The organism is Pseudomonas sp. NPDC089407, from assembly GCF_044900445.1.
Classification (GTDB): domain Bacteria; phylum Pseudomonadota; class Gammaproteobacteria; order Pseudomonadales; family Pseudomonadaceae; genus Aquipseudomonas.
Map to the genome: position 1 here is coordinate 18,028 of NZ_JBJDNB010000015.1, position 26,356 is coordinate 44,383.

Annotated in this window: 22 protein-coding genes; 13 read left to right on the top strand and 9 right to left on the bottom strand. The window is 62.6% G+C overall.

Annotation, left to right across the window (positions count from 1 at the left end; translation table 11 throughout):
- Positions 1–179: 179 nt before the first annotated feature.
- Both ACI2KG_RS13510 and def read left to right on the top strand, forming a co-directional pair.
- Entirely contained in the window at positions 180–1,139 is a 960-nt protein-coding gene (locus ACI2KG_RS13510) for a YihY/virulence factor BrkB family protein (protein ID WP_400613559.1), read from the top strand.
- A complete protein-coding gene (gene def, locus ACI2KG_RS13515; protein ID WP_404662244.1) occupies positions 1,136–1,672 on the top strand; it encodes a peptide deformylase in 537 nt (178 codons plus the stop codon). The genes ACI2KG_RS13510 and def overlap by 4 nt, the downstream gene beginning before the upstream one ends.
- On the opposite strand, the gene ACI2KG_RS13520 is transcribed toward def, so the two are convergent.
- Positions 1,627–1,995: a GNAT family N-acetyltransferase gene (locus tag ACI2KG_RS13520; RefSeq protein ID WP_404662245.1), complete on the bottom strand. Its 369-nt coding sequence runs from the start codon at positions 1,993–1,995 to the stop codon at positions 1,627–1,629. The genes def and ACI2KG_RS13520 overlap by 46 nt on opposite strands.
- Before the next feature lie 356 nt (positions 1,996–2,351).
- Here ACI2KG_RS13520 and ACI2KG_RS13525 point away from each other — a divergent pair, with 356 nt between their 5' ends.
- The 6 genes from ACI2KG_RS13525 to ACI2KG_RS13550 all read left to right on the top strand — a co-directional run bounded on the left by ACI2KG_RS13525 (position 2,352) and on the right by ACI2KG_RS13550 (position 5,943).
- Entirely contained in the window at positions 2,352–2,609 is a 258-nt protein-coding gene (locus tag ACI2KG_RS13525) for a DUF2790 domain-containing protein (protein WP_172285903.1), read from the top strand.
- Positions 2,610–2,895: 286 nt separating this feature from the next.
- Positions 2,896–3,228: a type II toxin-antitoxin system HicB family antitoxin gene (locus tag ACI2KG_RS13530; protein ID WP_404662246.1), complete on the top strand. Its 333-nt coding sequence runs from the start codon at positions 2,896–2,898 to the stop codon at positions 3,226–3,228.
- Between the two features lie 155 nt (positions 3,229–3,383).
- The gene (locus ACI2KG_RS13535) at positions 3,384–3,809 is read left to right on the top strand and encodes a YybH family protein (protein ID WP_404662247.1); all 426 of its coding nucleotides are present in this window, start codon (positions 3,384–3,386) and stop codon (positions 3,807–3,809) included.
- Between the two features lie 44 nt (positions 3,810–3,853).
- Positions 3,854–4,198, top strand: a complete 345-nt coding sequence (locus ACI2KG_RS13540; RefSeq protein WP_404662248.1) for a YciI family protein — start codon at positions 3,854–3,856, stop codon at positions 4,196–4,198.
- A gap of 21 nt (positions 4,199–4,219) precedes the next feature.
- The gene (locus tag ACI2KG_RS13545; RefSeq protein ID WP_404662249.1) at positions 4,220–4,705 is read left to right on the top strand and encodes an SRPBCC family protein; all 486 of its coding nucleotides are present in this window, start codon (positions 4,220–4,222) and stop codon (positions 4,703–4,705) included.
- Positions 4,705–5,943, top strand: a complete 1,239-nt coding sequence (locus tag ACI2KG_RS13550; RefSeq protein ID WP_404662250.1) for an RNA polymerase sigma factor — start codon at positions 4,705–4,707, stop codon at positions 5,941–5,943. Before ACI2KG_RS13545 ends, ACI2KG_RS13550 begins: the two co-directional genes overlap by 1 nt.
- A gap of 126 nt (positions 5,944–6,069) precedes the next feature.
- Here ACI2KG_RS13550 and ACI2KG_RS13555 read toward each other — a convergent pair whose 3' ends face one another.
- Both ACI2KG_RS13555 and ACI2KG_RS13560 read right to left on the bottom strand, forming a co-directional pair.
- The gene (locus tag ACI2KG_RS13555) at positions 6,070–6,540 is read right to left on the bottom strand and encodes a MaoC family dehydratase (RefSeq protein WP_012273633.1); all 471 of its coding nucleotides are present in this window, start codon (positions 6,538–6,540) and stop codon (positions 6,070–6,072) included.
- Between the two features lie 34 nt (positions 6,541–6,574).
- Complete coding sequence (locus ACI2KG_RS13560) at positions 6,575–7,519, bottom strand: lysophospholipase (protein ID WP_404662251.1); 945 nt, start codon at positions 7,517–7,519, stop codon at positions 6,575–6,577.
- 218 nt (positions 7,520–7,737) lie between these two features.
- On the opposite strand from ACI2KG_RS13560, the gene fadD2 reads away from it, so the two are divergent.
- Together fadD2 and fadD1 are read left to right on the top strand one after the other, a co-directional pair.
- On the top strand, positions 7,738–9,426 hold the full coding sequence (gene fadD2 / locus ACI2KG_RS13565; RefSeq protein WP_404662252.1) for a long-chain-fatty-acid--CoA ligase FadD2: 1,689 nt from the start codon (positions 7,738–7,740) through the stop codon (positions 9,424–9,426).
- A 327-nt stretch (positions 9,427–9,753) separates the two neighbouring features.
- Positions 9,754–11,451 (top strand): long-chain-fatty-acid--CoA ligase FadD1, encoded by a 1,698-nt coding sequence (fadD1, locus tag ACI2KG_RS13570; RefSeq protein WP_400613580.1) that lies wholly within the window; start codon positions 9,754–9,756, stop codon positions 11,449–11,451.
- A 158-nt stretch (positions 11,452–11,609) separates the two neighbouring features.
- Here the strand turns inward: fadD1 and ACI2KG_RS13575 are convergent, their stop codons facing one another.
- Positions 11,610–12,917 carry an NAD(P)/FAD-dependent oxidoreductase gene (locus tag ACI2KG_RS13575; protein WP_404662253.1) on the bottom strand — a complete coding sequence of 436 codons (1,308 nt, stop codon included), beginning with the start codon at positions 12,915–12,917 and terminating at the stop codon, positions 11,610–11,612.
- A gap of 23 nt (positions 12,918–12,940) precedes the next feature.
- Positions 12,941–14,305: a glutamine synthetase family protein gene (locus tag ACI2KG_RS13580; protein ID WP_404662254.1), complete on the bottom strand. Its 1,365-nt coding sequence runs from the start codon at positions 14,303–14,305 to the stop codon at positions 12,941–12,943.
- Positions 14,306–14,874: 569 nt separating this feature from the next.
- Here ACI2KG_RS13580 and hrpA point away from each other — a divergent pair.
- Together hrpA and ACI2KG_RS13590 are read left to right on the top strand one after the other, a co-directional pair.
- Complete coding sequence (gene hrpA, locus ACI2KG_RS13585; protein ID WP_404662255.1) at positions 14,875–18,780, top strand: ATP-dependent RNA helicase HrpA; 3,906 nt, start codon at positions 14,875–14,877, stop codon at positions 18,778–18,780.
- A 233-nt stretch (positions 18,781–19,013) separates the two neighbouring features.
- Complete coding sequence (locus tag ACI2KG_RS13590; protein ID WP_404662256.1) at positions 19,014–20,135, top strand: beta-ketoacyl-ACP synthase III; 1,122 nt, start codon at positions 19,014–19,016, stop codon at positions 20,133–20,135.
- Positions 20,136–20,336: 201 nt separating this feature from the next.
- Here ACI2KG_RS13590 and ACI2KG_RS13595 read toward each other — a convergent pair whose 3' ends face one another.
- On the bottom strand, positions 20,337–21,581 hold the full coding sequence (locus ACI2KG_RS13595; protein ID WP_404662257.1) for a putative porin: 1,245 nt from the start codon (positions 21,579–21,581) through the stop codon (positions 20,337–20,339).
- 262 nt (positions 21,582–21,843) lie between these two features.
- Between ACI2KG_RS13595 and ACI2KG_RS13600 the strand changes: the two genes are divergently transcribed.
- Positions 21,844–22,971, top strand: a complete 1,128-nt coding sequence (locus ACI2KG_RS13600; protein ID WP_404662258.1) for a GNAT family N-acetyltransferase — start codon at positions 21,844–21,846, stop codon at positions 22,969–22,971.
- A 125-nt stretch (positions 22,972–23,096) separates the two neighbouring features.
- Here ACI2KG_RS13600 and ACI2KG_RS13605 read toward each other — a convergent pair whose 3' ends face one another.
- From ACI2KG_RS13605 to ACI2KG_RS13615, 3 genes are all read right to left on the bottom strand, one after another.
- Positions 23,097–24,929 carry an ABC transporter ATP-binding protein gene (locus ACI2KG_RS13605; protein ID WP_404662259.1) on the bottom strand — a complete coding sequence of 611 codons (1,833 nt, stop codon included), beginning with the start codon at positions 24,927–24,929 and terminating at the stop codon, positions 23,097–23,099.
- Positions 24,930–24,992: 63 nt separating this feature from the next.
- Positions 24,993–25,550, bottom strand: coding sequence for a peptidylprolyl isomerase (locus ACI2KG_RS13610; protein ID WP_404662260.1), 558 nt, complete (start codon positions 25,548–25,550; stop codon positions 24,993–24,995).
- On the bottom strand, positions 25,544–26,356 hold the full coding sequence (locus ACI2KG_RS13615) for an alpha/beta fold hydrolase (RefSeq protein ID WP_404662261.1): 813 nt from the start codon (positions 26,354–26,356) through the stop codon (positions 25,544–25,546). Before ACI2KG_RS13615 ends, ACI2KG_RS13610 begins: the two co-directional genes overlap by 7 nt.

Consider the following 26,356-nt stretch of genomic DNA (forward strand, 5'->3'; position numbering starts at 1 on the left):
TCGCGGCTGAAGCCGCTCCTGCATTGGGCAGTGTACGCCGGCCAATGCAGGAGCGGGTTCACTCGCGAAGAGGCCCTCACTTTCGTAAGAATATTCTGTAAATGGCCGGGAGCAGCACAGCATCGGCATGGTCTATTAAACTTGCCTGTTGTAACGATCGAGCGGCGAAAGGAGACGCTATGATTTTTCCCGCCCTGCAGGGCCTGCCCTTGCACCGCGTGCTGGTGCGTACCGTCAAGGAATTCCTCGACGACGAGATGTCCACTTATGCCTCGGCCCTGGCCTACCAGGCGCTGTTCTCGCTATTCCCCTTCCTGCTGTTCCTGATCGCCCTGATCGGCTTCCTGCACCTGCCAGACTTCTTTTCCTGGTTGCGCCTGCAATCGGAACTGGTGCTGCCACCGCAGGCCCTGGAGCAGGTCAACCCGGTTATCGACCAGCTGCAACAGTCCAAGGGCGGGCTGCTGTCGGTCGGTATCGTCATCGCCCTGTGGACGGCATCTGCCGGCGTGCGCCTGATGATGAGTGCAATGAATGCAGCCTACGACGTGCCTGAGGGCCGTCCGGTATGGAAGCGTATTCCGCTGTCCATCTTCTACACCGTGGGCTTGGCCGGCATGCTGCTGGCGGCCGCCGCGCTGATGGTACTCGGCCCGCAGGTCATGGAATGGATCGCCTCCCAGGTTGGCATGGAGGAGTTCATCGTTACCCTGTGGACTGTGCTGCGCTGGCCGGTGATCGTCCTTTTGCTGATGGTGGCGGTGGCGCTTATCTACTACGTGATGCCGGATGTGAAACAGAAATTTCGCTTCATCACCCCGGGTTCGGTATTGGCGGTGGTGGTGTGGATCCTGGCTTCGCTGGGCTTCGCCTACTACGTGAAGACCTTCGCCGACTACAACGCCATGTACGGCAGTATTGGTGCAATCATCGTGCTGTTGCTGTATTTCTATATCTCGGCTGCCGTGCTACTGCTTGGCGCCGAAATGAATGCCGTGATCGAGCACATGTCGGCCGAGGGCAAAGACCCGGGCGAGAAGGATTTCGACGGCGAAAAGCCCAAGGAAACCATCACCGTGCTGGGCCATGAGCACCCGAAACCGAGCGAGCCTCATACCTCCGAGCCTCAACCCCGATGATCCGCGAAATCCTGAAAATGGGCGATGAACGCCTGCTGCGCATCGCCCCTCCCGTACCCGAGCACATGCTCGGCAGTGCCGAGCTGCAGCTACTGATCGACGACATGTTCGAAACCATGCGCCACGTTGGCGGCGTGGGCCTGGCCGCGCCGCAAATCGGTATCGACCTGCAACTGGTGATCTTCGGCTTCGAACGCAGCGAGCGCTACCCGGATGCCGAGGCGGTGCCGCAGACCATTCTGCTGAACCCGGTCATCACGCCGACTTCCAGCGAGGTCGAGGACGGTTGGGAGGGCTGCCTGTCGGTGCCCGGTTTGCGTGGCGTTGTGCCGCGCTTCAAGCATATCTGCTACGAAGGCATCGACCCGCAGGGCAACCCGATCAGCCGCTTTGCCGACGGCTTCCATGCCCGGGTGGTGCAGCATGAGTGCGACCACCTGATCGGCCGCCTGTACCCGTCACGCATCCAGGACTTTGCCAAATTCGGCTACACCGAGGTGTTGTTCCCCGGGCTGGAAGTCAACGACGACTGACCCCGCTGCAGGGCTACCAGCCGTTTGCTGCGCTGGTAGCGTTGCAGGCGGCCAGCCAGGGCTTCTGGCAACTGCCAGGCCTGGTCGAAACCCAGGCGCTGGTAGAAGGGCGCCAGGTCCGGGTGGCAGAACAGCCAGGTTGGCCCATCGGCCTGTGCCAGCGCTGCCTCGACCAATCGCCCGGCCACCCCTTGGCCGCGTTGCTGCGGGTCGACGAACAGGCCGGTCAGCCAGAAACCCTCACCCACCTTGCTCAGACTTAGCCCGGCGATGATGCCCGGGCCTCTGGCCACCCACAGTGTTGCATCGCTCGCTGCACGCATGCGCGAGCCGTGCTGGCGGTAAAAATGGTCCAGCAGCCGGCGTTCTGTGTCCGAAAGTTTCGAACACGATAAATTTTCAGAAATCACGGGCCCTTACCCTGAAAGCTCACCAGAGGCTCTGGCTTAAGGATTTGCAGCCATCTTGTCGCAGATTGTTGCAAATCCGGCAAGGGTGAATATCCGAGTTCGGGGTTCAACTATTGCTGGCCGGGAGTAGACTTTTATTCATCCCCCCTGGCAGTACGAAGCGGGATCGGTACTTCGTGCCCTCTTTTACCGAAGATGGCAACTTCTCCGCGCCGCACACGGCAATAGAAGTCAATCGATCAGCTTGAAAGCTCAAAAGGCAAACCCACATGAAACCATTACTGATTCTTGCATTGGTCGGTATGTCCTCGTTCGCCCTTGCCGATGAGGCCAAACCCGTCTCCAGCCAGCCTGTGGCCCAGCAGTACGACTACTCGATGAACCTCGACATCAAGCGGGTGATCAACCTGTCGACCATCCCTAATGTCTGCGAAGTGGTACCTGCGACCATGACCTATGAAGACCACCAAGGCCAGGTGCATACCATCCAGTATCGTGCCATGGGTGAGGGCTGCCAGCAGGGTTGATCGACGCGGAATCTGAGTGCCACGCAATCCTGTAGGAGCGGCCTTGTGTCGCGAAAGGGCTGCAAAGCAGCCCCAGCAGTTTTTGCATCTGCGCGAAAATCCTGGGGCTGCTTTGCAGCCCGTTCGCGACACAAGGCCGCTCCTACAGTTGGCGGTGTTAATTGATCAGACGTCTAAAAGGCGGGCGAAAGGTCATGAGTTTGAAAGATCCTGAATGAATATTTAGAAGAGCGTGATATCCGAGCTTGATAGCATTCTTTGCGAGTATTTGTGCAGGAGTCAGGACATGAGTTGCATGCGCTACAAAGGCTACGCTGCGCGTATCGAGTACGACGCGCGCGACGACATCTTCGTCGGCCGTGTGCTCGGCATGCGTGACATCATCAGCTTTCACGCCAGCTCGGTCCCTGAGTTGCACGATGCGTTTCGCGATGCGCTTGAGGACTATCTGGCCGATTGTGCAGAGCAGGGCATCGCGCCAGAGAAGCCTGCCTCGGGCAAGGTGATGCTGCGTATACGGCCCGAAGTTCATGCAGCCGCCAGTGTTGCAGCCCGCGCTGCCGGCAAAAGCTTGAACCAGTGGGCCGACGAGGTTTTTGAACAAGCCGCAATGGTCTGAACCAGACTGCTCTGGACTCTTGCTCACTGATAACCTGTCAACTTTGAAGCAGAATAATTTCCAAGCCCTGTCGATTCCTCCGATTCCCGTTCGACCATAGCTGAAGGCACGCTCAACCGCGCGTCCAAACCTATGACCTGTCGGAGGAACCCCCGATGAGTACCGCCGCCGAAACCGAGATCCGCCAACTGATCGAGTGCTGGATGCAGGCCGTGCGCGATCGCGACATCCCCAACATCATTGCCCCCTATGCCGACGACATCGTCGCCTTCGATGCCATCCAGTCCCTGCAATTCAAAGGCAAGGCCGTGTACACGGCGCACTGGGAAATGTGCATGAACATGTGTACCGGTCCCATGGTCTTCGAGCTCGCCGAACTGACAGTGCATGCGGCCGGCGACCTGGCACTGGCCCATTGGCTGAACCGCTGCGGCCCGGGCGACGACGAAAGCCAGTGCGGCTTCATGCGCGCCACCGTGGGCTATCGTCGTCAAGGCGGCCAGTGGCAGGTAATCCACGAACACTGGTCGGCGCCTTTCGACATGGAAACGCAAAAAGCCCTGTTCGATCTCAAGCCCTGAGCCGTTATCGCCAAACGCACTTTGCCAATGCCCTGGAGGCGACCATGAAATACCTGTGCCTGGTCTATTGTGACGAGGGGCTGTTGCACAGCCTGCCCGACAGCCCGGAAGACGCCGAATGCAAGGCTTACGCTGAAGCTGTCCATGGCTCCGGTCGAATGCTCGCGGCCGAGGCATTGAAGCCGGTGCAGACGGCCACCACGGTGCGCATGCGTAACGGGCACATGAGCCTGACCGACGGCCCGTTCGCCGAAACCAAGGAGCAGCTGGCCGGCTTTTACCTGGTCGAGGCCCGCGACCTTAATGAAGCGCTGAACATCGCCAAGGGCATCCCAGCCGCGCGGGTTGGCACTGTCGAAGTGCGACCAGTGCGCGAACTGCAACCCTGACTGCCACGGAGAGACCCCAGCATGAGCCTTGCACCCCTTGCGCAAGCGCAACACGAGTTGTCCATCAGCCGCCTGATTGACGCCCCCCCGGCTAAGGTGTTCCGCGCCTGGACCGAACCCCAATGGCTGATGCAGTGGTGGGGGCCGCACGGCATGACCACCCCGGAGTGCGAGATGCAGTTGTGGGCCGGTGGCCTGTTCCGCACCCTGATGCGGGCGCCGGATGGCAGCGAGTACCCTAACCAGGGCGTGTTTCTGGAAATTGCCGCGCCGCGCCGGGTGGTGTTCACCGATGCTTTCGGCCCCGGCTGGGTGCCGTCCAGCAAAGCGTTCATGACTGCCGTGATCAGCTTTGACGAAGAGCAGGGCAAAACCCGCTACACCGCCCGTGCCTGGCACTGGAATGCCGCCGACTGCCGGGCCCATGAGGAAATGGGCTTCCACCAGGGCTGGGGAGAAAGCCTGGACCGCCTGGTGGAGGTGGTGACCCAGCGGATGCCTGACTGATGGCGGCACCGGCGCAGGTGCGCGCCGAGGTCGAGGCGGTGTACCGGGCTGAGTCGCGGCGCATCCTGGCGACGCTGATTCGCCTGCTGGGTGATTTCGACCTGGCCGAGGAGGCCATGCATGATGCCTTCTTCATTGCCGTCGAGCGCTGGCAGCACGACGGTATCCCCGCCAACCCGCGGGCATGGCTGGTATCTACAGGGCGCTTCAAGGCCATCGATGCGCTACGCCGGCGTGCCCGGTTCGACCGCTCCCAGGCTGACCTGAGCATGCTGCTCGACGGCCAGGCGCAAGACCCCAGTGAAGAAGAGCTGCTGGCAGACGACCGCCTGCGGTTGATCTTCACCTGCTGCCACCCGGCGCTGTCGGCCGATGCGCAGGTGCCACTGACCCTGCGCGAAGTCTGCGACCTGACCACCGAGCAGATCGCCCGTGCCTTCCTGCAAAGCCCTGCCACCATCGCCCAACGGATTGTCCGCGCCAAGGCCAAGATCCGCGATGCCGGCATCCCTTACCAGGTGCCTGAGCTGGTTGAGCTGCCCGAGCGCCTGGAAAGCGTGTTGCGGGTGATTTACCTGGTGTTCAACGAGGGGTACTCAGCGTCTTCCGGGGAGGCACTTTTGCAGCAGGCGTTGAGTGACGAGGCCATCCGCCTGGCGCGGTTGCTGGTGCAGTTGCTGCCTGACCCGGAGGCAGTCGGCCTGCTGGCGCTGATGTTGCTGCAGGCGTCACGGCAACAGGCGCGCACGGATGGCCAAGGCAACCTGGTGCTGTTGGAGCAGCAGGACCGTAGCCTGTGGGACCAGCAACGCATCGCCGAGGGCTGCGAGCTGGTGCGTCAGGCCCTGCAAAGCCGCGGTTTTGGCGCCTATAGCGTGCAAGCGGCAATTGCTGCGGTGCATGCCGAAGCGGCAACGGCTGAAGAGACGGACTGGGCCGAGATCGTCGGGCTGTATGACGTGTTGCAGCGGCATTGGCCGTCCGCCGTGGTGGAGCTTAACCGGGCGGTGGCGCTGGCCAAGCGGGATGGTCCGGCGGTTGGTTTGCGGGTGGTTGAAGGCATTCTGGCACGGGGGGAGTTGCAGGACTATCACCTGGCGCATGCGGCGCGGGGTGAACTGCATTACCAGCTGGGGCAGGTGGAAGATGCACGTGCGGCGTGGCGGCAGGCGCTGGCGCTGACCCGGCAGGCGCCTGAGCGCAGGCATATCGAGCGGCGGTTACAGGCGCTTGAATGATGTTGGCAGTACCGGCCCTATCGCCGGCAAGCCAGCTCCCACAGGATCACCACAGGTTCTGACATTGAGGTAATTCTGTGGGAGCTGGCTTGCCGGCGATAGGGCCAGTGTCGGCTACATCACTTTTCAGCTAGCCACAAAATTCGGCGGCGACACCAGCTCGACGGTCTGCTGCTTGCGCGGCGCGAGGATCTCGGCCTCCCCTTGAACCACCAGCTCATCATTCTGGTTGTACACATTGGTGGCGATGCGCACCTTGAACTTGGGCAGTTTTTCGAGGATTTCCAGGCGTACGGTCAGGGTGTCGCCAATTTTCACCGGCTTCTGGAAGCTCATCTGCTGGCCCAGGTAGATGGTGCCAGGGCCAGGCAGGGTGCAGGCCACTGCCGCGCTGATCAGCGCGCCACTGAACATGCCGTGGGCAATGCGCTCGCGGAACATGCTCTTGGCGGCGAACTCGGCGTCCAGGTGCACCGGGTTGTGGTCACCGGACATTGCCGCGAACAGCTGGATGTCGCGTTCTTCGACGGACTTCTTGTATTCCGCCTTCTGACCTACTTCGAGGGCTTCGTAAGGCGTGTTGGTGACCTGGGACATCGGGGCTTCCTTAAGCGGTAGGCGAGGGCGGCTATCATTCACTGCGCACAGGGCGGCCAAGGGCCAGCGCCTGTTCAAGCCAGCCGAGAATGTCGGCGGTGACCTCGTCACGGTTGGTTTCGTTGAGTAATTCATGCCGCGCTTCAGGATAGACGCGCAGCTGTACATGTCGATTGCCGGTCGCGCGCAGGGCGTCGGCCAGATGGGTGAGACGCTTGCCGGCACTGACCGGATCACATTCCCCACCGATTACCAGCATGGGCAGGTTCGGATCGATCTGCGCGAGGTTACTCGGCTGGCTGATCTGCGCCAAGCCTTGCAGCAGGTCGAGCCACAGCTGGTTGCTGCAGCGAAAGCCGCACAGCGGGTCATTGACGTACAGGTCGACCTCGGCCGGGTCGCGGCTGAGCCAGTCGAAGGCTGTACGGTTGGGCTTGAAGGCCTTGTTGAACGAGCCGAACGACAACCATTCGATCAGTGCGCTTTTACCCAGCGGCCCCTGGCGCCAGGCCTCCAGCCGGGCAATCAGGCGGGCCAGGCGATACAGCGCGGCCGGCTGGTAGTTGGAGCCGCTGAGGATCGCCCCCTGCAGGCTGCCACTGTGGTGCAGCAGGTAGGCCTGGGCGATGTAGCTGCCCATGCTGTGGCCGAACAGGAACAGCGGCGTGCACGGGTATTGCTGGCCGATGTGCTGGGCCAGGCGGCCGAGGTCGTTGACCACGGCATTCCAGCCATGTTGGCGGGCGAACAGGCCGAGGCTGCTCTGTTCGGCAGTGCGCCCGTGGCCACGCTGGTCGGCGGCGAACAGGGCAAAGCCGGCCTCGCTCAGAGCCTGGCCCAGGCGCTGGTAGCGCCCGGCATGCTCGGCCATGCCATGGGCCAGTAGCACCACGGCTTTTACCGGCGTGGCCGGCAGCCATTGGTGTACGTACAGGCTGCAGTGCTCGCTGGCGGGCAGCCAGAAGGCGTCGTGGGGCATGGCGGGTCCTTGTGCGCACGGGTACCCGGACAGTGTATGCACAACCGGCCGGATTGCAGGAAGGGCACAAATAAGATTCACAATGTTAATGGCGGCACTTGGCGTGTATGCCACCTCGGGCTTACCTGCTAACGTCGGATCAACGCCTTTTTGCCAGCAGGCATTCAGGTAAAGGACTAAAGGACGCAGTGCAGGTCCAGGCAGAGGAACAATAATAAATGCAAGCCGACTTCTGGAATGACAAGCGCCCGGCGGGCGTGCCTTCCACCATCGACATCAATGCCTACGCCTCGGTCGTCGAAGTGTTCGAGCGCTCCTGCAAGCGCTTTGCCGACCGCCCGGCATTCAGCAACCTGGGCGTGACCCTGAGCTACGCGGAACTGGAGCGCCATTCGGCGGCTTTTGCCGCCGGGCTGCAGCAGCACACCGACCTCAAGCCCGGCGACCGTATCGCGGTGCAGATGCCCAACGTGCTGCAGTACCCGATTGCCGTGTTCGGCGCCATGCGCGCCGGGCTGATCGTGGTCAACACCAACCCGTTGTACACCGAGCGCGAGATGCGTCACCAGTTCAAGGACAGCGGCGCGCGTGCGCTGGTGTACCTGAACATGTTCGGCAAACGGGTGCAGGAGGTGCTGCCCGACACCGGTATCGAGTACCTGATCGAGGCGAAGATGGGCGACCTGCTGCCGGCCGCCAAGGGCTGGCTGGTCAACACCGTGGTCGACAAGCTGAAGAAGATGGTGCCGGCCTATCAGCTGCCGCAGACCATAGCATTCAAGCAGATGCTGCGCGAGGGGCGCGGGCTGACACCGAAACCGGTGCCGCTGAGCCTGGACGACATCGCCGTGCTGCAGTACACCGGTGGCACCACCGGCCTGGCCAAGGGGGCGATGCTCACCCACGGCAACCTGGTGGCCAACATGCTGCAGGTGCTGGCCTGCTTTTCGCAGCATGGGCCAGATGGGCAGAAGCTGCTCAAGGACGGCCAGGAGGTCATGATCGCGCCGCTGCCGCTGTACCACATCTATGCCTTTACCGCGAACTGCATGTGCATGATGGTCACCGGCAACCACAACGTACTGATCACCAACCCGCGGGATATCTCCGGCTTTATCAAGGAGCTGGGCAAGTGGCGGTTCTCTGCGTTGCTGGGGCTCAATACCTTGTTCGTGGCGCTGATGGATCACCCAGGCTTCCGCCAGCTGGACTTCTCGGCGTTGAAGGTCACCAACTCCGGCGGCACGGCGCTGGTCAAGGCCACTGCCGAGCGGTGGGAGGCGCTTACCGGCTGCCGCATCGTCGAAGGTTACGGCCTGACCGAAACCTCGCCGGTAGCTAGTACCAACCCCTATGGCCAACTGGCGCGGCTGGGCACGGTGGGCATCCCGGTGGCGGGCACCGCGTTCAAGGTCATCGACGATGACGGCAACGAAATGCCGTTGGGCGAGCGTGGCGAGCTGTGCATCAAGGGGCCGCAGGTGATGAAGGGCTACTGGCAGCAGCCCGAAGCCACCGCCCAGGCCCTGGATGCCGAAGGCTGGTTCAAGACCGGTGATATTGCAGTGATCGACCCGGATGGCTTTACCCGCATTGTCGACCGCAAGAAGGACATGATCATCGTCTCGGGTTTCAACGTGTACCCCAACGAGATCGAGGACGTGATGATGGGCCACCCCAAGGTCGCCAACTGCGCCGCCATCGGCGTGCCGGACGAGCGTTCCGGCGAGGCCGTGAAGCTGTTCGTGGTGCCGCGTGAGGCCGGGCTGAGCGTGGATGAGCTCAAGGCCTACTGCAAGGCCAACTTCACCGGCTACAAAGTGCCCAAGCACATCGTGCTGCGCGATTCGCTGCCGATGACGCCGGTGGGCAAGATTCTGCGGCGGGAGCTGCGGGATATAGCTTGAGTTAGCTGCAAGCTGCAAGCTGCAAGCTACAAGCTACAAGCTACAAGCTACAAGCTACATGTCAGAGCGTTGGGTGCGCTCTATCTTGCCGCTTGAAGCTTGAAGCTTGCCGCTTTAAGTTAAATACTCTAAAAATGACCTGCATTCTTCATTGAGTCATTTTTGTGACCGCAAGGCCTGTTTTGGCCTCTAGGCGACCCCAGGCAAAGCTGTTACTCTCGGCCCGCTTTCTGATGATCCGGTTTGCAACGAACCGTCATCTCATATCAATAATAAGCGCATCGACGCGTGAATCGAACTTCGCTGTTGCTGAAGGAGTGGGCTTCCATGATCGAAAATTTTTGGAAGGATAAGTACCCAGCCGGGATTACGGCGGAAATCAATCCTGACGAATTCCCCAATATCCAGGCGGTACTCAAGCAATCCTGCCAACGCTTTGCCGACAAACCGGCCTTTAGCAACCTGGGCAAGACTATCACTTATGGCGAGTTGTATGCGCTGTCGGGGGCCTTTGCCGCCTGGCTGCAGCAGCATACCGACCTCAAGCCGGGTGACCGCATTGCCGTGCAACTGCCCAATGTCCTGCAGTACCCGGTTGCGGTGTTCGGTGCCATGCGCGCCGGGCTGATCGTGGTCAATACCAACCCGCTGTACACCGTGCGGGAAATGGAACACCAGTTCAACGACTCCGGCGCCAAGGCCCTGGTGTGCCTGGCCAACATGGCCCACCTGGCCGAAAAGGTGGTGCCCAAGACCCAGGTCAAGCACGTCATCGTCACCGAAGTGGCCGACCTGCTGCCGCCCATCAAGCGCCTGCTGATCAACAGCGTGATCAAGTACGTGAAGAAGATGGTCCCGGCCTACAACCTGCCGCAGGCCGTGCGCTTCAATGACGCACTGGCGCTGGGCAAGGGCCAGCCGGTGACCGAGGCCAACCCGCAGGCCAACGACGTGGCGGTGCTGCAATACACAGGCGGCACCACCGGCGTAGCCAAGGGCGCCATGCTGACCCACCGCAACCTGGTGGCCAACATGCTGCAGTGCCGGGCGCTGATGGGCTCGAACCTGCACGAAGGCTGCGAAATCCTGATTACCCCGCTGCCGCTGTACCACATCTATGCCTTTACCTTCCATTGCATGGCCATGATGCTGATCGGCAACCACAACGTGCTGATCAGCAACCCGCGTGACCTGCCGGCGATGGTCAAAGAACTGGGCAAGTGGAAGTTCAGCGGCTTTGTCGGCCTTAACACCTTGTTCGTTGCCCTGTGCAACAACGAGGCGTTCCGCGCCCTGGACTTCTCCGCGTTGAAAATCACCTTGTCGGGCGGCATGGCCTTGCAGCTGAGCGTGGCCGAGCGCTGGAAAGCCGTTACCGGCTGCGCCATCTGCGAAGGCTATGGCATGACCGAAACCAGCCCGGTGGCGGCGGTGAACCCGGCCGAGGCCAACCAGGTCGGCACCATCGGTATTCCGGTACCGTCCACCTTGTGCAAGGTCATCGACGACGCCGGCATCGAGCTGCCGTTGGGAGAAGTGGGCGAGCTGTGCGTCAAGGGCCCGCAGGTGATGAAAGGCTACTGGCAGCGCGAAGACGCTACTGCCGAAATCCTCGACAGCCAAGGCTGGCTGAAGACTGGCGACATCGCCCTGATCCAGCCTGACGGCTACATGCGCATTGTCGACCGCAAGAAGGACATGATCCTGGTTTCGGGCTTCAACGTGTACCCCAACGAACTGGAAGATGTGCTGGCAGCCTTGCCGGGCGTACTCCAGTGCGCAGCCATTGGTGTGCCGGACGAGAAGTCGGGTGAAGTGATCAAGGTGTTCATCGTGGTCAAGCCGGGCATGACCGTGACCAAGGAGCAGGTGATGGAGCACATGCGTGCCAACGTGACCGGCTACAAGGTGCCACGACAGATCGAGTTCCGCGATTCGCTGCCGACTACCAACGTGGGCAAGATTCTGCGCCGCGAGCTGCGTGATGAAGAGCTGAAGAAGCAGGGGCTGAAGAAGATCGCGTAATCACAGGGTTACGCGGTCCCTGTAGGAGCGGCCTTGTGTCGCGATCGGGCCGCGAAGCGGCCCCAGAAATTTCAGCATAAAAGCTGATATCCTGGGGCCGCTTTGCGGCCCGATCGCGACACAAGGCCGCTCCTACAAAGCTTGCGCAAACCTCAGATTTAGCGCAATTTTTCCAGCATCTGGTAATACCACATCCCCGCCGCCAACAGCGGATTCCCCAGCAAGTCCCCCATCGGCACCCGCACATGGTTGCACTGGGCAAAGGTGTCGAATTTCTCCAGCGTCCCGGTCAGCGCTTCGGCCATGATTTCGCCCATGATGTGGCTGGTGGCAATGCCGTGCCCCGAGTAACCCTGGCAGTACCAAACGTTGTCCGACAGCTTGCCCAGCTGCGGGATGCGGTTGACCACGATGCCCATGGCGCAGCTCCACTCGAACTCGATCGGCACACCTTTCAAGGCCGGGAAAGTGCGCTCGATGCACGGGCGCAGTTCGCCTTCGATATCCCGTGAGTCACGCCCGGAATAGTTGGCGCCGCCGCCGAACAGCAGGCGCTTGTCGGCCGTCAGGCGGTAGTAGTCGAGCACGAAGCGGCAGTCGTATACCGCCAGGTCCTGCGGGTTGATCTGCTCGGCCAGTTCGCCCAGCGGCGCCGTGGTGACAATGCCACCCATGGCCGGGAAGATCTTGCCCTTCAGCTGGCGCTTTTCCAGCTTGTGATACACATCGCCGGCCAGCATCACCTGGCGGGCCTCGACCCGGCCATGGGCTGTGACCACCGCCGGGCGCGGGCCGTGGACGATGTCCAGCACCTCGGAGTTCTCGAAAATCAGTGCGCCCAGGCTGTGCGCGGCACGGGCTTCGCCCAGGCACAGGTTGAGCGGGTGCAGGTGCAGGTTGCGCAGGTTCTTCAACGCGCCCTGATACAGCGGGCTCTGCAAGTGCTCGGCCACTGCCGTGCGGTCTAGTAGCTGCACCTGCTCGCCCATGCCACGGCGATGGGCTTCGGCCTCGAAGGCGCGCAGCTCGTTCATGTGCGAAGGCTTCATGGCCGCATGCAGGTGGCCGCGCTTGAGGTCGCAGTCGATGCCATAGCGCGCCACGCGCTGCTCGATTACCTGGTGGCCGCGCCAGCGCAGGTGCCAGATAAAGTCGTCGACATCGGCGCCCAGGTGGTTGCGCATCTGTGTGCGCATGGCCTCATCGCCCGACAGGCTGCCGGTGACCTGGCCGCCATTGCGGCCGCTGGCGCCCCAGCCGATGCGGTTGGTTTCGACGATAGCGACCTTCAGGCCGCGTTCGGCCAGTTCGACTGCCGTGGCCACGCCGGTGAAGCCGCCGCCGATGATCGCCACATCCACCTGCACCGTGCCCTTCAGTTGCGGGTATGCGGTGTGGTCGTTGAGGGTGGCGCTGTAGTAGGACGGCGCGCGCTGCGCCGGGCCGTTGTTCAATGCTGCGTTCATGGGTGTCCTTGTTAGGTAGGGGCTCAGGCCTGGTGCAGGTACCAGCGCCAGTCCTGTTCGCTGACTTCGGCCATGAACTGACGGTACTCGGCGCGCTTGACCTTCAGGTACACGCCGAGGAAGTCTTCGCCCAATGCCTCGCGGGCCCAATGCGACTGCTGCAGGGCGTCAAGGGCGGTCAGCCAGTCGGTGGGCAGGTGTTCGGTGGCATTGGCATAACCGTTGCCTTCCACTGGGGCGCCCGGGTCCAGCTGTTCGCGAATGCCGCGGTGGCTGGCAGCAAGAATGGCCGCGGCGGCCAGGTAGGGGTTGGCGTCGGCACCGCAAATGCGGTGCTCTACGTGCCGGCTGTTGGCCGGGCCACCCGGTACGCGCAGGCTCACGGTGCGGTTGTCGACGCCCCAGGTCGGCGCCAATGGCGCATAGCTGTTGGCCTGGAAGCGGCGGAACGAGTTGGCGTTGGGGCAGAACAGCAACAGCGAGTCACGCAGGTGGCGCAGCATGCCGGCCACGGCCTGGCGCAGCAGCGGGGTGCCGGCCTTGTCGTCGCTGGCGAACAGGTTGTTGCCGGCGCTGTCGGCCAGGCTCAGGTGCATGTGCATGCCGGTGCCCGCCAGCTGGGCGAACGGTTTGGCCATGAAGCAGGCCTGCATGCCGTGGGCATGGGCCACCCCTTTGACCAGGCGCTTGTAGCGCACCGCCTGGTCCATCGCTTGCAGCGCGTCACCGTGCTCCAGGGTGATTTCCACCTGGCCCGGGGCGTATTCGGAAATCGCCGTGCGCGCCGGAATGCCCTGGGCCTTGCAGGCGGCGTACAGGTCGGCCAGGAACGGCTCGATCTGTTCCAGTTCGCGCAGCCCATAGACCTGGGTGCTGCGGGGGCGGCCACCGTCGTTGTCCAGCGCCGGTTGCGGGCGACCCTGGGCATCACGCTGCTGGTCGAGCAGGTAGAACTCCAGCTCGCAGGCCATGACCGGGTGGTAGCCGTCGGCCTTCAGTGCCTCGAGGGTGCGCAGCAGCACATGGCGCGGGTCGGCGATGCTGGCCGGCAGGCCTTCGCTCGGGTGCATGCTGACCTGCACGGCGGCGGTCGGCACCCGGCGCCAGGGCAGGCGCACCAGGCTGCCTTCAAGCGGGTAGGCGCGGCAGTCGATATCGCCCACATCCCAGACCAGCCCGGAGTTTTCCACGTCATCGCCGTTCAGGGTCAGGCCGAGGATGGTGCTGGGCAGCGGGCGGCCGGTCTGGTACACGGCCAGCAGTTCATCGCGGTGCAGCAGCTTGCCGCGGGGCACGCCGTTGGCGTCGAGGATGAACAGTTCGAACAGCTCGATATCGGGGTTGTCAGCCAGGAAACGGCTGGCTTGCTCTACGGGTGCAAAGTGCATGATGGATTCGCTCACGGGCGCACAGGGCCACCGCGCAGGCAGGCGGCCCAGTTGAGTCAAACGGCCAGGTGGTGGCCGGCTTTGGTCACAATGGCGTGAGCGAGGTGTCCGGTGGGCGCGCGTGGCGGCAGTGCCACAAGGCCCAGAAGGCGAGAATGATGTGCACCAGCGGATTTTCCCCGGCACGGCTCCGGGCCTTCGGTAGCGAAGGGCGTGAAGACGGTGGGGCGATGGGCTGGGCGGGAGTCATGCCTTTGATACTCACATGCGGCTTAAGGTTGATTAAAGCAGTGAATGGCAACCTTTACATAAGCTCTTGCTAAACTTTCAGCCACTGTGCGATCCCTTGTAGGAGCGGCCTTGCGTCGCGATGGGCTGCGGTAGCAGCCCAAGATCTGCGCCCCGGCACAAATCCACGGGGCTGCTGCGCAGCCCATCGCGACGCAAGGCCGCTCCTACAGGGTGCGCGCCAGCCTGGACAGCAAAGCAGGCCCAAATCTGCGACAATCGCCCATCCTTCGAATGCCGATCATGAAAAAGCAGGCTCACCTGCATCATTAAAAAGCCCCATGACTGACCACGCCATCGACAAACTGCTGCAAAACCTCGACCACGCCATGATTGCCGACCGCCATCGCCTGCGCCGGCAACTGCACGAACTGCGCAAGCGCCCCGATGAGGCGAAGCTGGCGCAATGGGTGGAAAAGGTCCAGGCCTCCTGCGCCCAGGTTACCGCACGCCAGCAGAGCGTGCCGACCGTGCGTTACGACGACAGCCTGCCGATCGCCGCCAAGCGCGACGAAATCAAAAAGGCCCTGGCCGAACACCAGGTGCTGGTAATTGCCGGTGAAACCGGTTCGGGCAAGACCACCCAGCTGCCGAAGATCTGCCTGGAGCTGGGCCGTGGCAGCCATGGCCTGATCGCCCACACCCAGCCACGCCGCATCGCCGCGCGTAGCGTGGCGGCGCGGGTTGCCGAAGAACTGGGCACGCCGCTGGGCGGGCTGGTCGGCTACCAGGTGCGTTTCGAAGACCAGAGCGATGCCAACACCTTGGTCAAGTTGATGACCGACGGCATCCTGTTGGCCGAAACCCAACACGACCGCTTTCTCGAACGCTACGACACGATCATCGTCGACGAAGCCCACGAGCGCAGCCTGAACATCGACTTCCTGCTTGGCTACCTGAAGACCCTGCTGCACCGCCGGCCAGACCTGAAGCTGATCATCACCTCGGCAACCATCGACCTGGAGCGTTTTTCCAAGCATTTCGACGGCGCGCCGATCATCGAGGTGTCCGGGCGTACTTTCCCGGTGGAAACCTGGTACCGCCCGCTCACCAGCGAGCAGGACGAAGAAGGCAACCAGATCGAGGACGACCTCACCGTCGACCAGGCGATTCTCGCCACGCTGGATGAACTGGCCCACCACGAACGCAGTGAAGGCAAGGGCCCCGGCGATGTGCTGATCTTCCTGCCGGGCGAGCGGGAAATCCGCGATGCCGCCGAAATTCTGCGCAAGGCGCAATTGCGCCATACCGAGATCCTGCCGCTGTATGCGCGCCTGTCACCGGCCGAGCAGCAGCGCATTTTCCAGTCGCACACCGGGCGCCGGGTTATCCTGGCCACCAACGTCGCCGAAACCTCGCTGACCGTGCCCGGCATCCGCTATGTGATCGACACCGGTACCGCGCGCATCAGCCGCTACAGCTACCGCGCCAAGGTCCAGCGCTTGCCGATCGAGGCGGTGTCGCAGGCCAGCGCCAACCAGCGTAAAGGCCGTTGCGGCCGGGTCGAGCCGGGCATTTGCGTGCGCCTGTACAGCGAAGAGGACTTCAACGGCCGGCCAGCGTTTACCGACCCGGAGATCCTGCGTACCAACCTGGCGGCAGTGATCCTGCAGATGCTGCACTTGCGCCTGGGCGCGATCGATGCCTTCCCGTTCATCGAGCCGCCAGATGGCAAGGCCATCAGCGACGGCTTCAACCTGCTGCAGGAGCTGTCGGCGGTCAACCGCGAGAACCAGCTGACCCCGCTCGGCCGCCAACTGGCGCGCTTACCGATCGACCCGCGGTTGGGCCGCATGCTGCTCGAAGGCGCCCGCCAGGGCAGCCTGCAGGAAGTGCTGATCGTGACCAGTGCGCTGTCGGTGCAGGACCCGCGCGAACGCCCGCCGGAGCGCCAGCAGGCCGCTGACCAGGCCCACGCGCAGTGGAAGGACGTGGACTCTGACTTCGCCGCGCTGGTCAACCTGTGGCGCGGCTTTGAGGAGCAGCGCCAGGCGCTGACTGCCAACCCGCTGCGCAACTGGTGCCGCAAGAACTTCCTCAACTACCTGCGCCTGCGCGAGTGGCGCGATGCCCATCGCCAGCTGGCGCTGATCTGCCGTGACCTGCAACTGACGGTGAATAAAGAACCGTCCGACTACCAGAAGATGCACAAGGCCATCCTCAGCGGCCTGCTCAGCCAGATTGGCCAGAAGACCGAAGAGGGTGACTACCAGGGCGCCCGCCAACGGCGCTTCTGGGTGCACCCGTCGTCGGGCCTGGGGCGCAAGCGCCCGCAGTGGGTGATGGCCGCCGAACTGGTCGAAACCACCAAGCTGTATGCGCGCATGGTGGCCAAGATCGAACCGGACTGGATCGAGCCGCTGGCCGGGCACCTGGTCAAGAAGAACCACTTCGAGCCGCACTGGGAGAAGAAGCGCGGGCAGGTGGTGGCCTACGAACAGATCACTCTGTACGGCCTGATCCTGGTCGGCCGCCGCCCGGTGCACTTCGGCCCGATCGACCCGGTTACCTCGCGCGAGCTGTTTATCCGCGAAGGCCTGGTCGGTGGCGAAATCCAGTCGCGGGCCAAGTGCCTGGCGGCCAACAAGCGCCTGCTGGAACAGCTCGATGAGCTGGAAGCCAAAGCGCGCCGGCGCGATATCCTGGCCGATGAAGAGACGCTGTATGCGTTCTACGAAGCGCGCCTGCCTGAAGACATTCACCAGACCGCAACCTTCGATGCCTGGTACCGCATGGGCAGCCAGAAGGATGCCAACCTGCTGATCATGCACGAAGAAGATGTGCTGGCCCGCGAGGCCAGCGAAGTCACGGCGGCGCTGTACCCCGACAACCTGCAGGTGGGCGAGCTGCGCTTGTCGCTGACCTATCACTTCGAGCCGGGCCACCCCCGTGACGGCGTGACCGTGCGCGTTCCCGCACCGCTGTTGCCGAACTTGCCGGGCGAGCGCCTGGAGTGGCTGGTGCCGGGCTTGCTCGAAGCCAAGTGCGTGGCGCTGGTGCGTAACCTGCCCAAGGCCCTGCGCAAGAACTTTGTGCCGGTGCCGGACTTCGTCAAGGCATCGCTGGCGCGCATGGCCTTTGGCCAGGGCGCGTTGCCCCAGGCCTTGGGCCAGGAATTGTTGCGCATGACCGGTGTGAGGGTGCCCGACGAGGCCTGGGCCGAGTCCGTCAACCTCGTCGAAGGCCACCTGCGCATGAACATTGAAGTGGTCGATGGCCAGGGCAAGTTCCTCGGTGAAGGTCGCGACCTGGCCGAGCTGACTGCCCGCTTTGTCGCCGCCAGCCAGGCGGCGTTGGCCGTGCCGCGCAATGCCGATGCCGAGAAACCGGTACAGGCCAAAGCGTTCAGCGAAGTGGCGCAGAGTACCCAGCAGAAGATCGCCGGCCTGTCGATGACGGTTTACCCGGCATTGGTGGACGAGAATGGTACGGTGCGTGAGGGGCGTTTCTCGACCCAGGCCGAAGCCGAGTTCCAGCACCGCCGCGCCTTGCAGCGCCTGTTGTTGCAGCAGCTGGCAGAACCGGCCAAGTTCCTGCGTGGCAAGCTGCCAGGGCTGACCGAACTGGGCCTGCTGTACCGCGAGCTGGGGCGTGTCGAAGCGCTGGTCGAGGATATCCTGCTGGCCAGCCTGGACAGCTGCATTCTTGAGGGTGAGCAGCCGTTGCCACGCGACGGCGCTGCCCTGGCCGGGTTGGCCGAGCGCAAGCGCGGCAGCTGGGCCGAGCACGCCGAGCGCCTGGCGCGGCAGACCCTGGAAGTGCTGAAGCTGTGGCATGGGCTGCAGAAGCGCTTCAAGGGCAAGATCGACCTTAGCCAGGCGGTGGCGCTGAACGACATCAAGCAGCAACTGGGCAACCTGGTGTATCCGGGCTTTGTGCGCGAAACACCGGGGGCCTGGTTCAAGGAACTGCCCCGTTACCTGAAAGCGGTGGAACTGCGCCTGGAGAAGCTCGGTTCGCAGGTGCAGAAGGACCGGGTGTGGAGCGGCGAGCTGGCCAATTTGTGGGCGCAGTACAAGGCCCGTGCCGACAAGCATGCCCAGGAAGGTAAGCGTGACGAGCAGCTGACCGTGTACCGCTGGTGGCTGGAGGAATACCGCGTTTCGCTGTTTGCCCAGCAACTGGGGACCAAGGTGCCGATTTCGGATAAAAGATTGAGCAAGCAGTGGAGCCAGGTGGAGGGCTAAACTTCCTTTATTTGTGGCACACTTCGGTGAGATTGGGGCCGCTTTGCGGCCCTTCGCGGCGGTCCGGCGTCCCGGTGAACCCGCTCCTACATACGGCGCGATCCTTTGTAGGAGCGGGTTCACCCGCGAACGAGGGCGCAGCCCTCGCCCCAAAATTGGCACTAAAGTGCCACTAAACCGTCATATTCCCAGCCAGCGCCCCGTGGCGATGGCCTTTGACCAGAGGAACGACCGTGCATAACGTCGTCATCAGCGGCACCGGCCTGTACACCCCGGCCCAGAGCATTTCCAACGAAGAACTGGTGGCCTCCTTCAACGCCTGGTCGCAACAGTTCAACCAGGACAACGCCGCCGCCATCGAGCGCGGCGAAGTAGAAGCCGCTCCGTTGTCCGACGCGGAGTTCATCGAAAAGGCCTCGGGCATCAAGAGCCGCTTCGTCATGGACAAGGCCGGCATCCTCGACCCGCAGCGCATGAAGCCGCGCCTGCCAGAGCGCAGCAACGACGAGCCGTCGGTGCTCTGCGAAATGGCCGTGGCCGCTGCCCACCAGGCCCTGGAGCGCGCCGGCCGCACCGCGGCGGATGTCGACGGGGTGATCGTCGCCTGCTCCAACCTGCAACGCCCGTACCCGGCCATCGCCATCGAAGTGCAGCAGGCGCTGGGTATCCAGGGCTTTGCCTTTGACATGAACGTAGCCTGCTCGTCGGCCACCTTCGGCATCCAGACCGCTGCCAACAGCGTGGCCTTGGGCCAGGCGCGCGCGGTGCTGATGGTCAACCCCGAGGTGTGCACCGGGCACTTGAATTTCCGTGACCGTGACAGCCATTTCATCTTTGGTGATGCCGCCACTGCGGTGCTGCTGGAGCGTGCCGACAAGGCCACCTCTGCGCACCAGTTCGACATCGTCAGCAGCAAGCTGTGGACCGCGTTCTCCAATAACATCCGCAATAACTTCGGCTTCCTCAACCGTGCGGCGGAAGAGGGCGAAGGCGCAGCAGACAAGCTGTTCATCCAGGAAGGCCGCAAGGTGTTCCGCGAAGTGTGCCCGAAGGTGGCCGAGCTGATCGGTGAGCACCTGCAGGAAAACGACCTGCAACCGAGCGATGTGAAGCGCTTCTGGCTGCACCAGGCCAACCTCAGCATGAACCACCTGATCGTCAAGAAACTGCTGGGGCGTGAAGTGGCCGAGCAAGATGCACCGGTGATTCTCGACCGCTATGCCAACACCAGCTCGGCGGGGTCGGTGATTGCTTTCCACCTGTACCAGGATGACCTGGCCAAAGGCGCGCTTGGGGTGTTGAGCTCGTTTGGGGCGGGGTATTCGATTGGTAGTGTGATTCTGCGCAAGCGCTGATATTTGTAGTGCCTTTACCGGCCCAATCGCCGGCAAGCCAGCTCCCACAGGTACTGCACAGACCTTGAGATCTGCGCGGTACTTGTGGAAGCTGGCTTGCCGGCGATTGGGCCGGGTGCATTTCTGCCAGGCAAAAAAAGCGGGAAACGCCGGATGGGGTCGGCATTTCCCGCTTCAGCGTGAAGCAGAGGAGGGTGTTGCTTAGAACTTGGCTTCCAGGTCTACCTGCAGGGTGTCTACGTCAGCATTGCTGTTCGGCAACTGCGACAGGTCGGTCTTGGCCATGAGGTAAGCCGCACCCAGCGAGAAGTTCTTGTCGATCTCATAGCCGACCTTGAACTTGTGCCCACGCGAGCCGGTAAAGCCGTTGCCGAAGTCAGAGTCGGTGAACAGGCTGACCACAGCGTTACGCTGCACGTCACGATAGTTGTAGTCCAGGCTCCAGGCGCCGACCTTGGTTTTCAGGCCGGCCAGCCAGGCCTGGTCTTCGCCATCGGTGCTCTCGGTGTTTTTCACGTACTGGCCGTAGGCGGACAGTGGAATGGCGAAGCCGGTGAAGTCCAGCTGACCGAAGCCTTCGACCAGGTTGAATTCATTGGTGGTGTTGCCAAACGACTGCAGGATGGCTGCTTCCTTGTCGTTATCGTAGCCATAGATGCTGGCACCTACCGTGAGTTTGAGCACGTCAGCCGGTGCGAACTTGGCGCCCAACTGGCCGTGGTATACCTGGGCATCATGCTTGTACTGCACACCGTCGCCGTCGACGTTGTCTTTCAGGGTGTACTGGCCGGCGCTGGCAAACACCTCGGCCCCGCCCAGGTCAGCCTTATAAGTGGCTGCCACGCCTTCCGGGTTAATGTCGCTGTCCCAGATGATGTCACCCATGCTGACCCACGGTTGTGGCATCTTGCCGCCAATCAGGTGCAGGTTGGGCACCGCGGTCGGGTGCCAGTCGAGGTAGGCCAGGTCGACCCACAGCGACTTCTTGTCGAAGTAGTTGTCCAAGCTTTGGTTGGTCGAACGGCGATCGGCGCTGCTGCCGGTGGCGATACGCACGCCGGCGTCGACCTGTGGGTTGATCTCGCTGTAGAAGCCTACACGGGCGCGCACGCGCTGGCGGTCCTGGTTGCCGCTGCTGCTGTTCGGGTCATCAACGTTGACGTCTTCGTAACGCAGGCGCACATCACCCTTGATCTGGGTCTTGGCGGCCCATGCCACTTTTTGTTCGAAGGAGCTCATACGTTCGGACTGAGCTTTCTGGTCGGCCTTTTCCTTGGTTTCTTTTGCCAGGTCGCCCTGCAGTTCGTTGTACTGCGCCTGGTTGATCGAGCCGTTGGCGCGGAGCATTTCGAGCAGCTTGGCGTCGACAGCAGCACTGGCCGGGGCGCTCAGAGCCAGCATCATGCCGGTGAGGCTCACTCCGGTAAGTGTAGAAACAAGACGCATAAGGTTCTCCCTACTGAAAAAAATGGGGGAGGCTCAAGCGCCTGCCCCTGCGTTGGCATGTCTTCGGAAAGGGCCTGAATAGACAGGTTCTGGGGTTCCGGAAAACAGGCGCAAGTATTGCGGGGGCCAATGACAGATTAATGTCTAATTAGTGGCACTGTTGTTAAGTAATTGAGAATAAAAGGATCAGCCCGGCGTTCGTCATTTGAGTGTCGGGCCTTCCTTGGGGATACTGAAGGCCTTCAGACAGCGAGTCGAAAACGTGACCAGCCTGTACAGCCTTGCCCATTTGCGTGATCTTCCGGCGGCCACCTGGGACGCCATGGTGCCGATCGGCCAACCGTTCCTGCGCCATGCGTTCCTCAGTGCCATGGAGGACAGTGGCAGCGTGGCGCGCAACACCGGTTGGGCTGCCGAACACCTGGTGCTGGAGCGTGACGGCCAGGTGCGGGCGCTGTTGCCGGCCTATCGAAAGTGGCACTCGTTTGGCGAATACGTGTTTGATCATGGTTGGGCCGACGCCTGTGAACGCGCCGGCATTGGCTATTACCCCAAGCTGCTCGGTGCGGTGCCGTTCAGCCCGGTCAGCGGCCCGCGCCTGCTGGCCAGCGACCCGGCCGATAGCCTGCTGATGTTGCAGGCGTTGCCGGAGTACCTGAACAAGGGCGGACTGTCTGGGGCACACATCAACTTCACCGACCCGCAGCTGGATGCGCAGATGGCCGGCTTGCCGGGCTGGATGGAACGGCTGGGCTGCCAGTTTCACTGGCGTAATCAAGGCTACCGCGACTTTCAGGACTTTCTCGACAGCCTCAGCTCGCGCAAGCGCAAGCAGATGCGCAAGGAGCGCGAGCAGGTGGCGGGGCAGGGCATCGATTTTCGCTGGTACCGCGGCGATGAACTGGACGAAGCGCAGTGGGATTTCGTCTTCCTGTGTTACGCCAACACCTATGCGGTACGCCGCCGTGCGCCTTACCTGACCCGCGAATTCTTCAGCCTGCTGGCCGAGCGCATGCCCGAGGCGGTACGCGTGGTGATGGCGCGTCAAGGTGGGCGTGATGTGGCGATGGCGTTGAGTCTGGTAGGTGGCGACAGCTTGTTTGGCCGTTACTGGGGTTGCCTGGATGAATTCGACCGGCTGCACTTCGAGACGTGTTTCTATCAGGGCATGGACTTTGCCATTGCCGAAGGGTTGCAGCGTTTCGACGCTGGGGCGCAGGGCGAGCACAAGCTGATACGCGGGTTCGAGCCGGTGCTGACGCGGTCTTGGCATTACCTGCTGCACCCGGGGTTGCGGCGGGCGGTGGAGGACTTCCTGGTGCAGGAGCGGGAAGGGGTGAGGGGGTATGCCGAGGAGGCGCGGGGGATGTTGCCTTATCGGCGGGACTGAGCGTCTCGTATTGCCTGTAATGGCCCTATCGCCGGCAAGCCAGCTCCCACAGGTACCCCACAGATTTCAAGGCTTGTGGTGATCCTGTGGTAGCTGGCTTGCCGGCGATAGGGCCATTACAGGCGTCAGTCAACCCCGACAAACCCCCCGGTCTGGTGGTGCCACAAACGGGCATACAGCCCTTGCTGCTCCAGCAATTCACTGTGGCTGCCACTCTCGACAATCCGCCCCTTGTCCAGCACCACCAGCCGGTCCATCCGGGCAATGGTGGATAGCCGGTGGGCAATGGCGATCACGGTCTTGCCCTGCATCAGCGTCTCCAGGCTTTCCTGAATCGCCGCCTCCACCTCCGAGTCCAGCGCCGATGTGGCTTCGTCCATGATCAGGATCGGCGCATTCTTCAACAGCACGCGGGCAATGGCGATGCGCTGGCGCTGGCCACCCGACAGTTTCACCCCACGCTCACCGACGTGGGCATCGAAACCTGTGCGGCCCTGGGCATCCGACAGTTGCGGGATGAACGCGTCAGCCCGCGCACGGCGTACGGCTTCCTGCAGCTCTGCGTCACTGGCACCTGGGCGGCCGTACAGCAGGTTGTCACGGATCGAACGGTGCAGCAGCGAGGTGTCCTGGGTGATCATGCCAATCTGCGCGCGCAGGCTGGCCTGGCTGACTTCGGCAATGTCCTGGCCGTCGATCAGGATGCGCCCGCCCTGCACGTCGTACAGGCGCAGCAGCAGGTTGACCAGGGTCGACTTGCCGGCCCCGGACGGGCCGATCAGGCCGATTTTCTCGCCCGGGCGGATGTCCAGATTCAGCCCTTCGATGATGTTGGCAGCGTTGCCGTAATGGAAGTCGACATCATCGAAACGCACCGCACCGCGGCTTACCTTGAGTGGCGGGGCATTGGGCGGGTCGGTGACGGTGACCGGCTGGGCGAGGGTTTGCAGGCCGTCCTGGACCATGCCGATGTTCTCGAAGATGCCGTTGACCACCCACATGATCCAGCCCGACATGTTGACGATGCGGATCACCAGGCCGGTGGCCAGGGCGATGGCGCCGACGGTGATCAGCGACTGGCTCCACAGCCACAGCGCCAGGCCGGTGGTAGTGACCACCAGCAGGCCGTTAAGGGTGGTGATGACCACGTCCATGCTGGTGACCACCCGCGACGCCAGTTGGGTTTTCTCGGTCTGTTCGCGGATCGCTTCGCGGGCGTACTGCTGCTCGTAGTCGGTGTGGGCGAACAGCTTCAGGGTGGCGATGTTGGTGTAGCCATCGACGATACGCCCCATCAGCTTGGAACGGGCGTCGGAAGAGATCACCGAGCGTTCCTTCACCCGCGGCACGAAGTAGAACAGTGCGGCGATGTAGCCGACGATCCACACCAGCAGCGGCAGCATCAGGCGCCAGTCGGCCTCGGCGAACAGCACCAGCGAGGTGATGGCGTAGATCAGTACGTGCCATAGCGCGTCCACCGCCTGCACGGCAGAATCACGCAGCGAGTTGCCGGTCTGCATGATGCGCTGGGCGATGCGCCCGGCAAAGTCACTCTGGAAGAAGTTCAGGCTCTGCTTGAGCACGTAGGTGTGGTTCTGCCAGCGGATCAGGCTGGTCATGCCGGGGTTGATGGTCTGGTGCACCAGCAGGTCGTGCAGGCCGAAGAACACTGGGCGCAGCAGCAGGATCACCACCAGCATCCAGATCAGTTCGCCACTGTGCTCGCTGAAGAAGTTGGCGTTGGGCGTGCCTTGGGCCAGGTCGATGATGCGGCTGAGGTAGCTGAACATCGCCACCTCGATCAACGAGGCGAACAGGCCGACCACCAGCAAGGCGAGAAAGCTGGGCCATACCTGGCGCAGGTAATACAGGTAGAACGGCCACACGGTGGTGGGTGGCGATTCAGTGGGTGCTTCGCGAAAGATATCGATCAGCTGTTCAAAACGGCGGTACAGCATGGGTAACGACACTCCTGTTCCATCCGGCCCTCAGGCGGTTGCACGTCCCTGTGCAGCCTGCGGTCAGTCGATGCGTTTGGCCGACTTGATGTACACCGGGTCGGCCGGTACATCACGCATGCCTTTCTTGATGGTGGTTGGCGAGTTGACGATCTGGTCGACCACCTCCATGCCCTTGGTCACTTTGCCGAACACGGCATAGCCACGGTCACGCCCCGGGTTGAGGAAGTCGTTGTCGGCCACGTTGATGAAGAACTGGCTGGTGGCCGAGTTCGGGTCCGAGGTGCGCGCCATCGACAAGGTGCCACGGGTGTTCAACAGGCCGTTGCTGGCTTCGTTCTTGATCGGGTCCTTGGTGTCTTTCTGCACCATCTGGTCAGTGAAGCCGCCGCCCTGAACCATGAAACCCGGGATTACCCGGTGGAAGATGGTGTTGTTGTAGAAACCGCTGTCGACGTATTGCAGGAAGTTCTTGGTGCTGAGCGGCGCCTTTTCGGCATTCAGTTCGATTTCGACCTGGCCGAAGCTGGTGTCCAGCACAACGTGCGGGGTCTTGTCGGCGGCCATGACGCTGGTGGCGAAAGCGACCGAGCAGGCGGTGAGCAGGAGTTTTTTCAGCATGGGCTCAAAGATCCTTGAGAGGTGGAAGCGGCTGCGAGGAATTGCAGCAGGGTCTGGTTAAAGACCTCGGGTTGATCGAGGGGCGTAGCGTGCCGCGAATCGTCGACGACGACCAGCCTGGCGTTGGGCATCAGGGCGACGTAGCGCTGTTTCAGTTGTATCGGGGTGTAATCGTGGTCGGCGGCAATGATGAGGGTAGGACAGTGAATCTGGCCAATGCGTTCCTGCACGCCCCAGTCGACGATGGCGTCGAAACTCTTCAGGTAGGCGCGCTTGTCGTTGCGCGCCCAACGCTGGGCCATCTTCTGCCGCAGGTCGGCTTGCTCGGGTTTGGGGAACAGCCGTTCGGCCAGCCCCTTGCCGACGGTTTCGACACTGAGGATACGCGCCAGGCCCCAGCGCTTGAGCCACCACAGCCAGTCACTGCGGGTACGGCGCTTGACCTCGGGGGCGCTGTTGACGATGCACAGGCTGCGCAGCCACTGCGGGTGGTCGACGGCAAACTGGAAGCCGACCATGCCGCCCATGGACAAGCCGACGAAATGCACCGGGCCGGTGTGCAGGTGTTCGAGCAGGGCCAGCAGGTCGGCACTGAAGGTGGCGATCTGGTAACCGTCATGCGGCTTGTCGGAGCGTCCGTGGCCGCGAATGTCCATGAGGATTACCCGGTAGTGCTGGCTCAGCAGCGGCACCTGCAGCTCCCAGTCCTGGCAGCTGGAGCCCAGCCCGTGCAGCAGCACCAGCGGTTCGCCCTGGCCATATTCCTGGTAATGCAGTGCGCATCCTTCGTGTTCGAAATAGGCCAT

Bases quoted from the DNA above. Each gene is read 5' to 3' on its own strand.
- ACI2KG_RS13540 (WP_404662248.1), top strand. From the start codon at position 3,854: ATGAAATACCTGTGCCTGGTCTATTGTGACGAGGGGCTGTTGCACAGC.
- def (WP_404662244.1), top strand. From the start codon at position 1,136: ATGATCCGCGAAATCCTGAAAATGGGCGATGAACGCCTGCTGCGCATC.
- ACI2KG_RS13530 (WP_404662246.1), top strand. From the start codon at position 2,896: ATGAGTTGCATGCGCTACAAAGGCTACGCTGCGCGTATCGAGTACGAC.
- ACI2KG_RS13580 (WP_404662254.1), bottom strand. From the start codon at position 14,305: ATGCACTTTGCACCCGTAGAGCAAGCCAGCCGTTTCCTGGCTGACAAC.
- fadD1 (WP_400613580.1), top strand. From the start codon at position 9,754: ATGATCGAAAATTTTTGGAAGGATAAGTACCCAGCCGGGATTACGGCG.
- ACI2KG_RS13605 (WP_404662259.1), bottom strand. From the start codon at position 24,929: ATGCTGTACCGCCGTTTTGAACAGCTGATCGATATCTTTCGCGAAGCA.
- ACI2KG_RS13575 (WP_404662253.1), bottom strand. From the start codon at position 12,917: ATGAACGCAGCATTGAACAACGGCCCGGCGCAGCGCGCGCCGTCCTAC.
- ACI2KG_RS13560 (WP_404662251.1), bottom strand. From the start codon at position 7,519: ATGCCCCACGACGCCTTCTGGCTGCCCGCCAGCGAGCACTGCAGCCTG.
- ACI2KG_RS13555 (WP_012273633.1), bottom strand. From the start codon at position 6,540: ATGTCCCAGGTCACCAACACGCCTTACGAAGCCCTCGAAGTAGGTCAG.
- hrpA (WP_404662255.1), top strand. From the start codon at position 14,875: ATGACTGACCACGCCATCGACAAACTGCTGCAAAACCTCGACCACGCC.
- ACI2KG_RS13545 (WP_404662249.1), top strand. From the start codon at position 4,220: ATGAGCCTTGCACCCCTTGCGCAAGCGCAACACGAGTTGTCCATCAGC.
- ACI2KG_RS13525 (WP_172285903.1), top strand. From the start codon at position 2,352: ATGAAACCATTACTGATTCTTGCATTGGTCGGTATGTCCTCGTTCGCC.
- ACI2KG_RS13520 (WP_404662245.1), bottom strand. From the start codon at position 1,995: ATGCGTGCAGCGAGCGATGCAACACTGTGGGTGGCCAGAGGCCCGGGC.
- ACI2KG_RS13610 (WP_404662260.1), bottom strand. From the start codon at position 25,550: ATGCTGAAAAAACTCCTGCTCACCGCCTGCTCGGTCGCTTTCGCCACC.
- ACI2KG_RS13595 (WP_404662257.1), bottom strand. From the start codon at position 21,581: ATGCGTCTTGTTTCTACACTTACCGGAGTGAGCCTCACCGGCATGATG.
- ACI2KG_RS13535 (WP_404662247.1), top strand. From the start codon at position 3,384: ATGAGTACCGCCGCCGAAACCGAGATCCGCCAACTGATCGAGTGCTGG.
- ACI2KG_RS13550 (WP_404662250.1), top strand. From the start codon at position 4,705: ATGGCGGCACCGGCGCAGGTGCGCGCCGAGGTCGAGGCGGTGTACCGG.
- ACI2KG_RS13510 (WP_400613559.1), top strand. From the start codon at position 180: ATGATTTTTCCCGCCCTGCAGGGCCTGCCCTTGCACCGCGTGCTGGTG.
- fadD2 (WP_404662252.1), top strand. From the start codon at position 7,738: ATGCAAGCCGACTTCTGGAATGACAAGCGCCCGGCGGGCGTGCCTTCC.
- ACI2KG_RS13615 (WP_404662261.1), bottom strand. From the start codon at position 26,356: ATGGCCTATTTCGAACACGAAGGATGCGCACTGCATTACCAGGAATAT.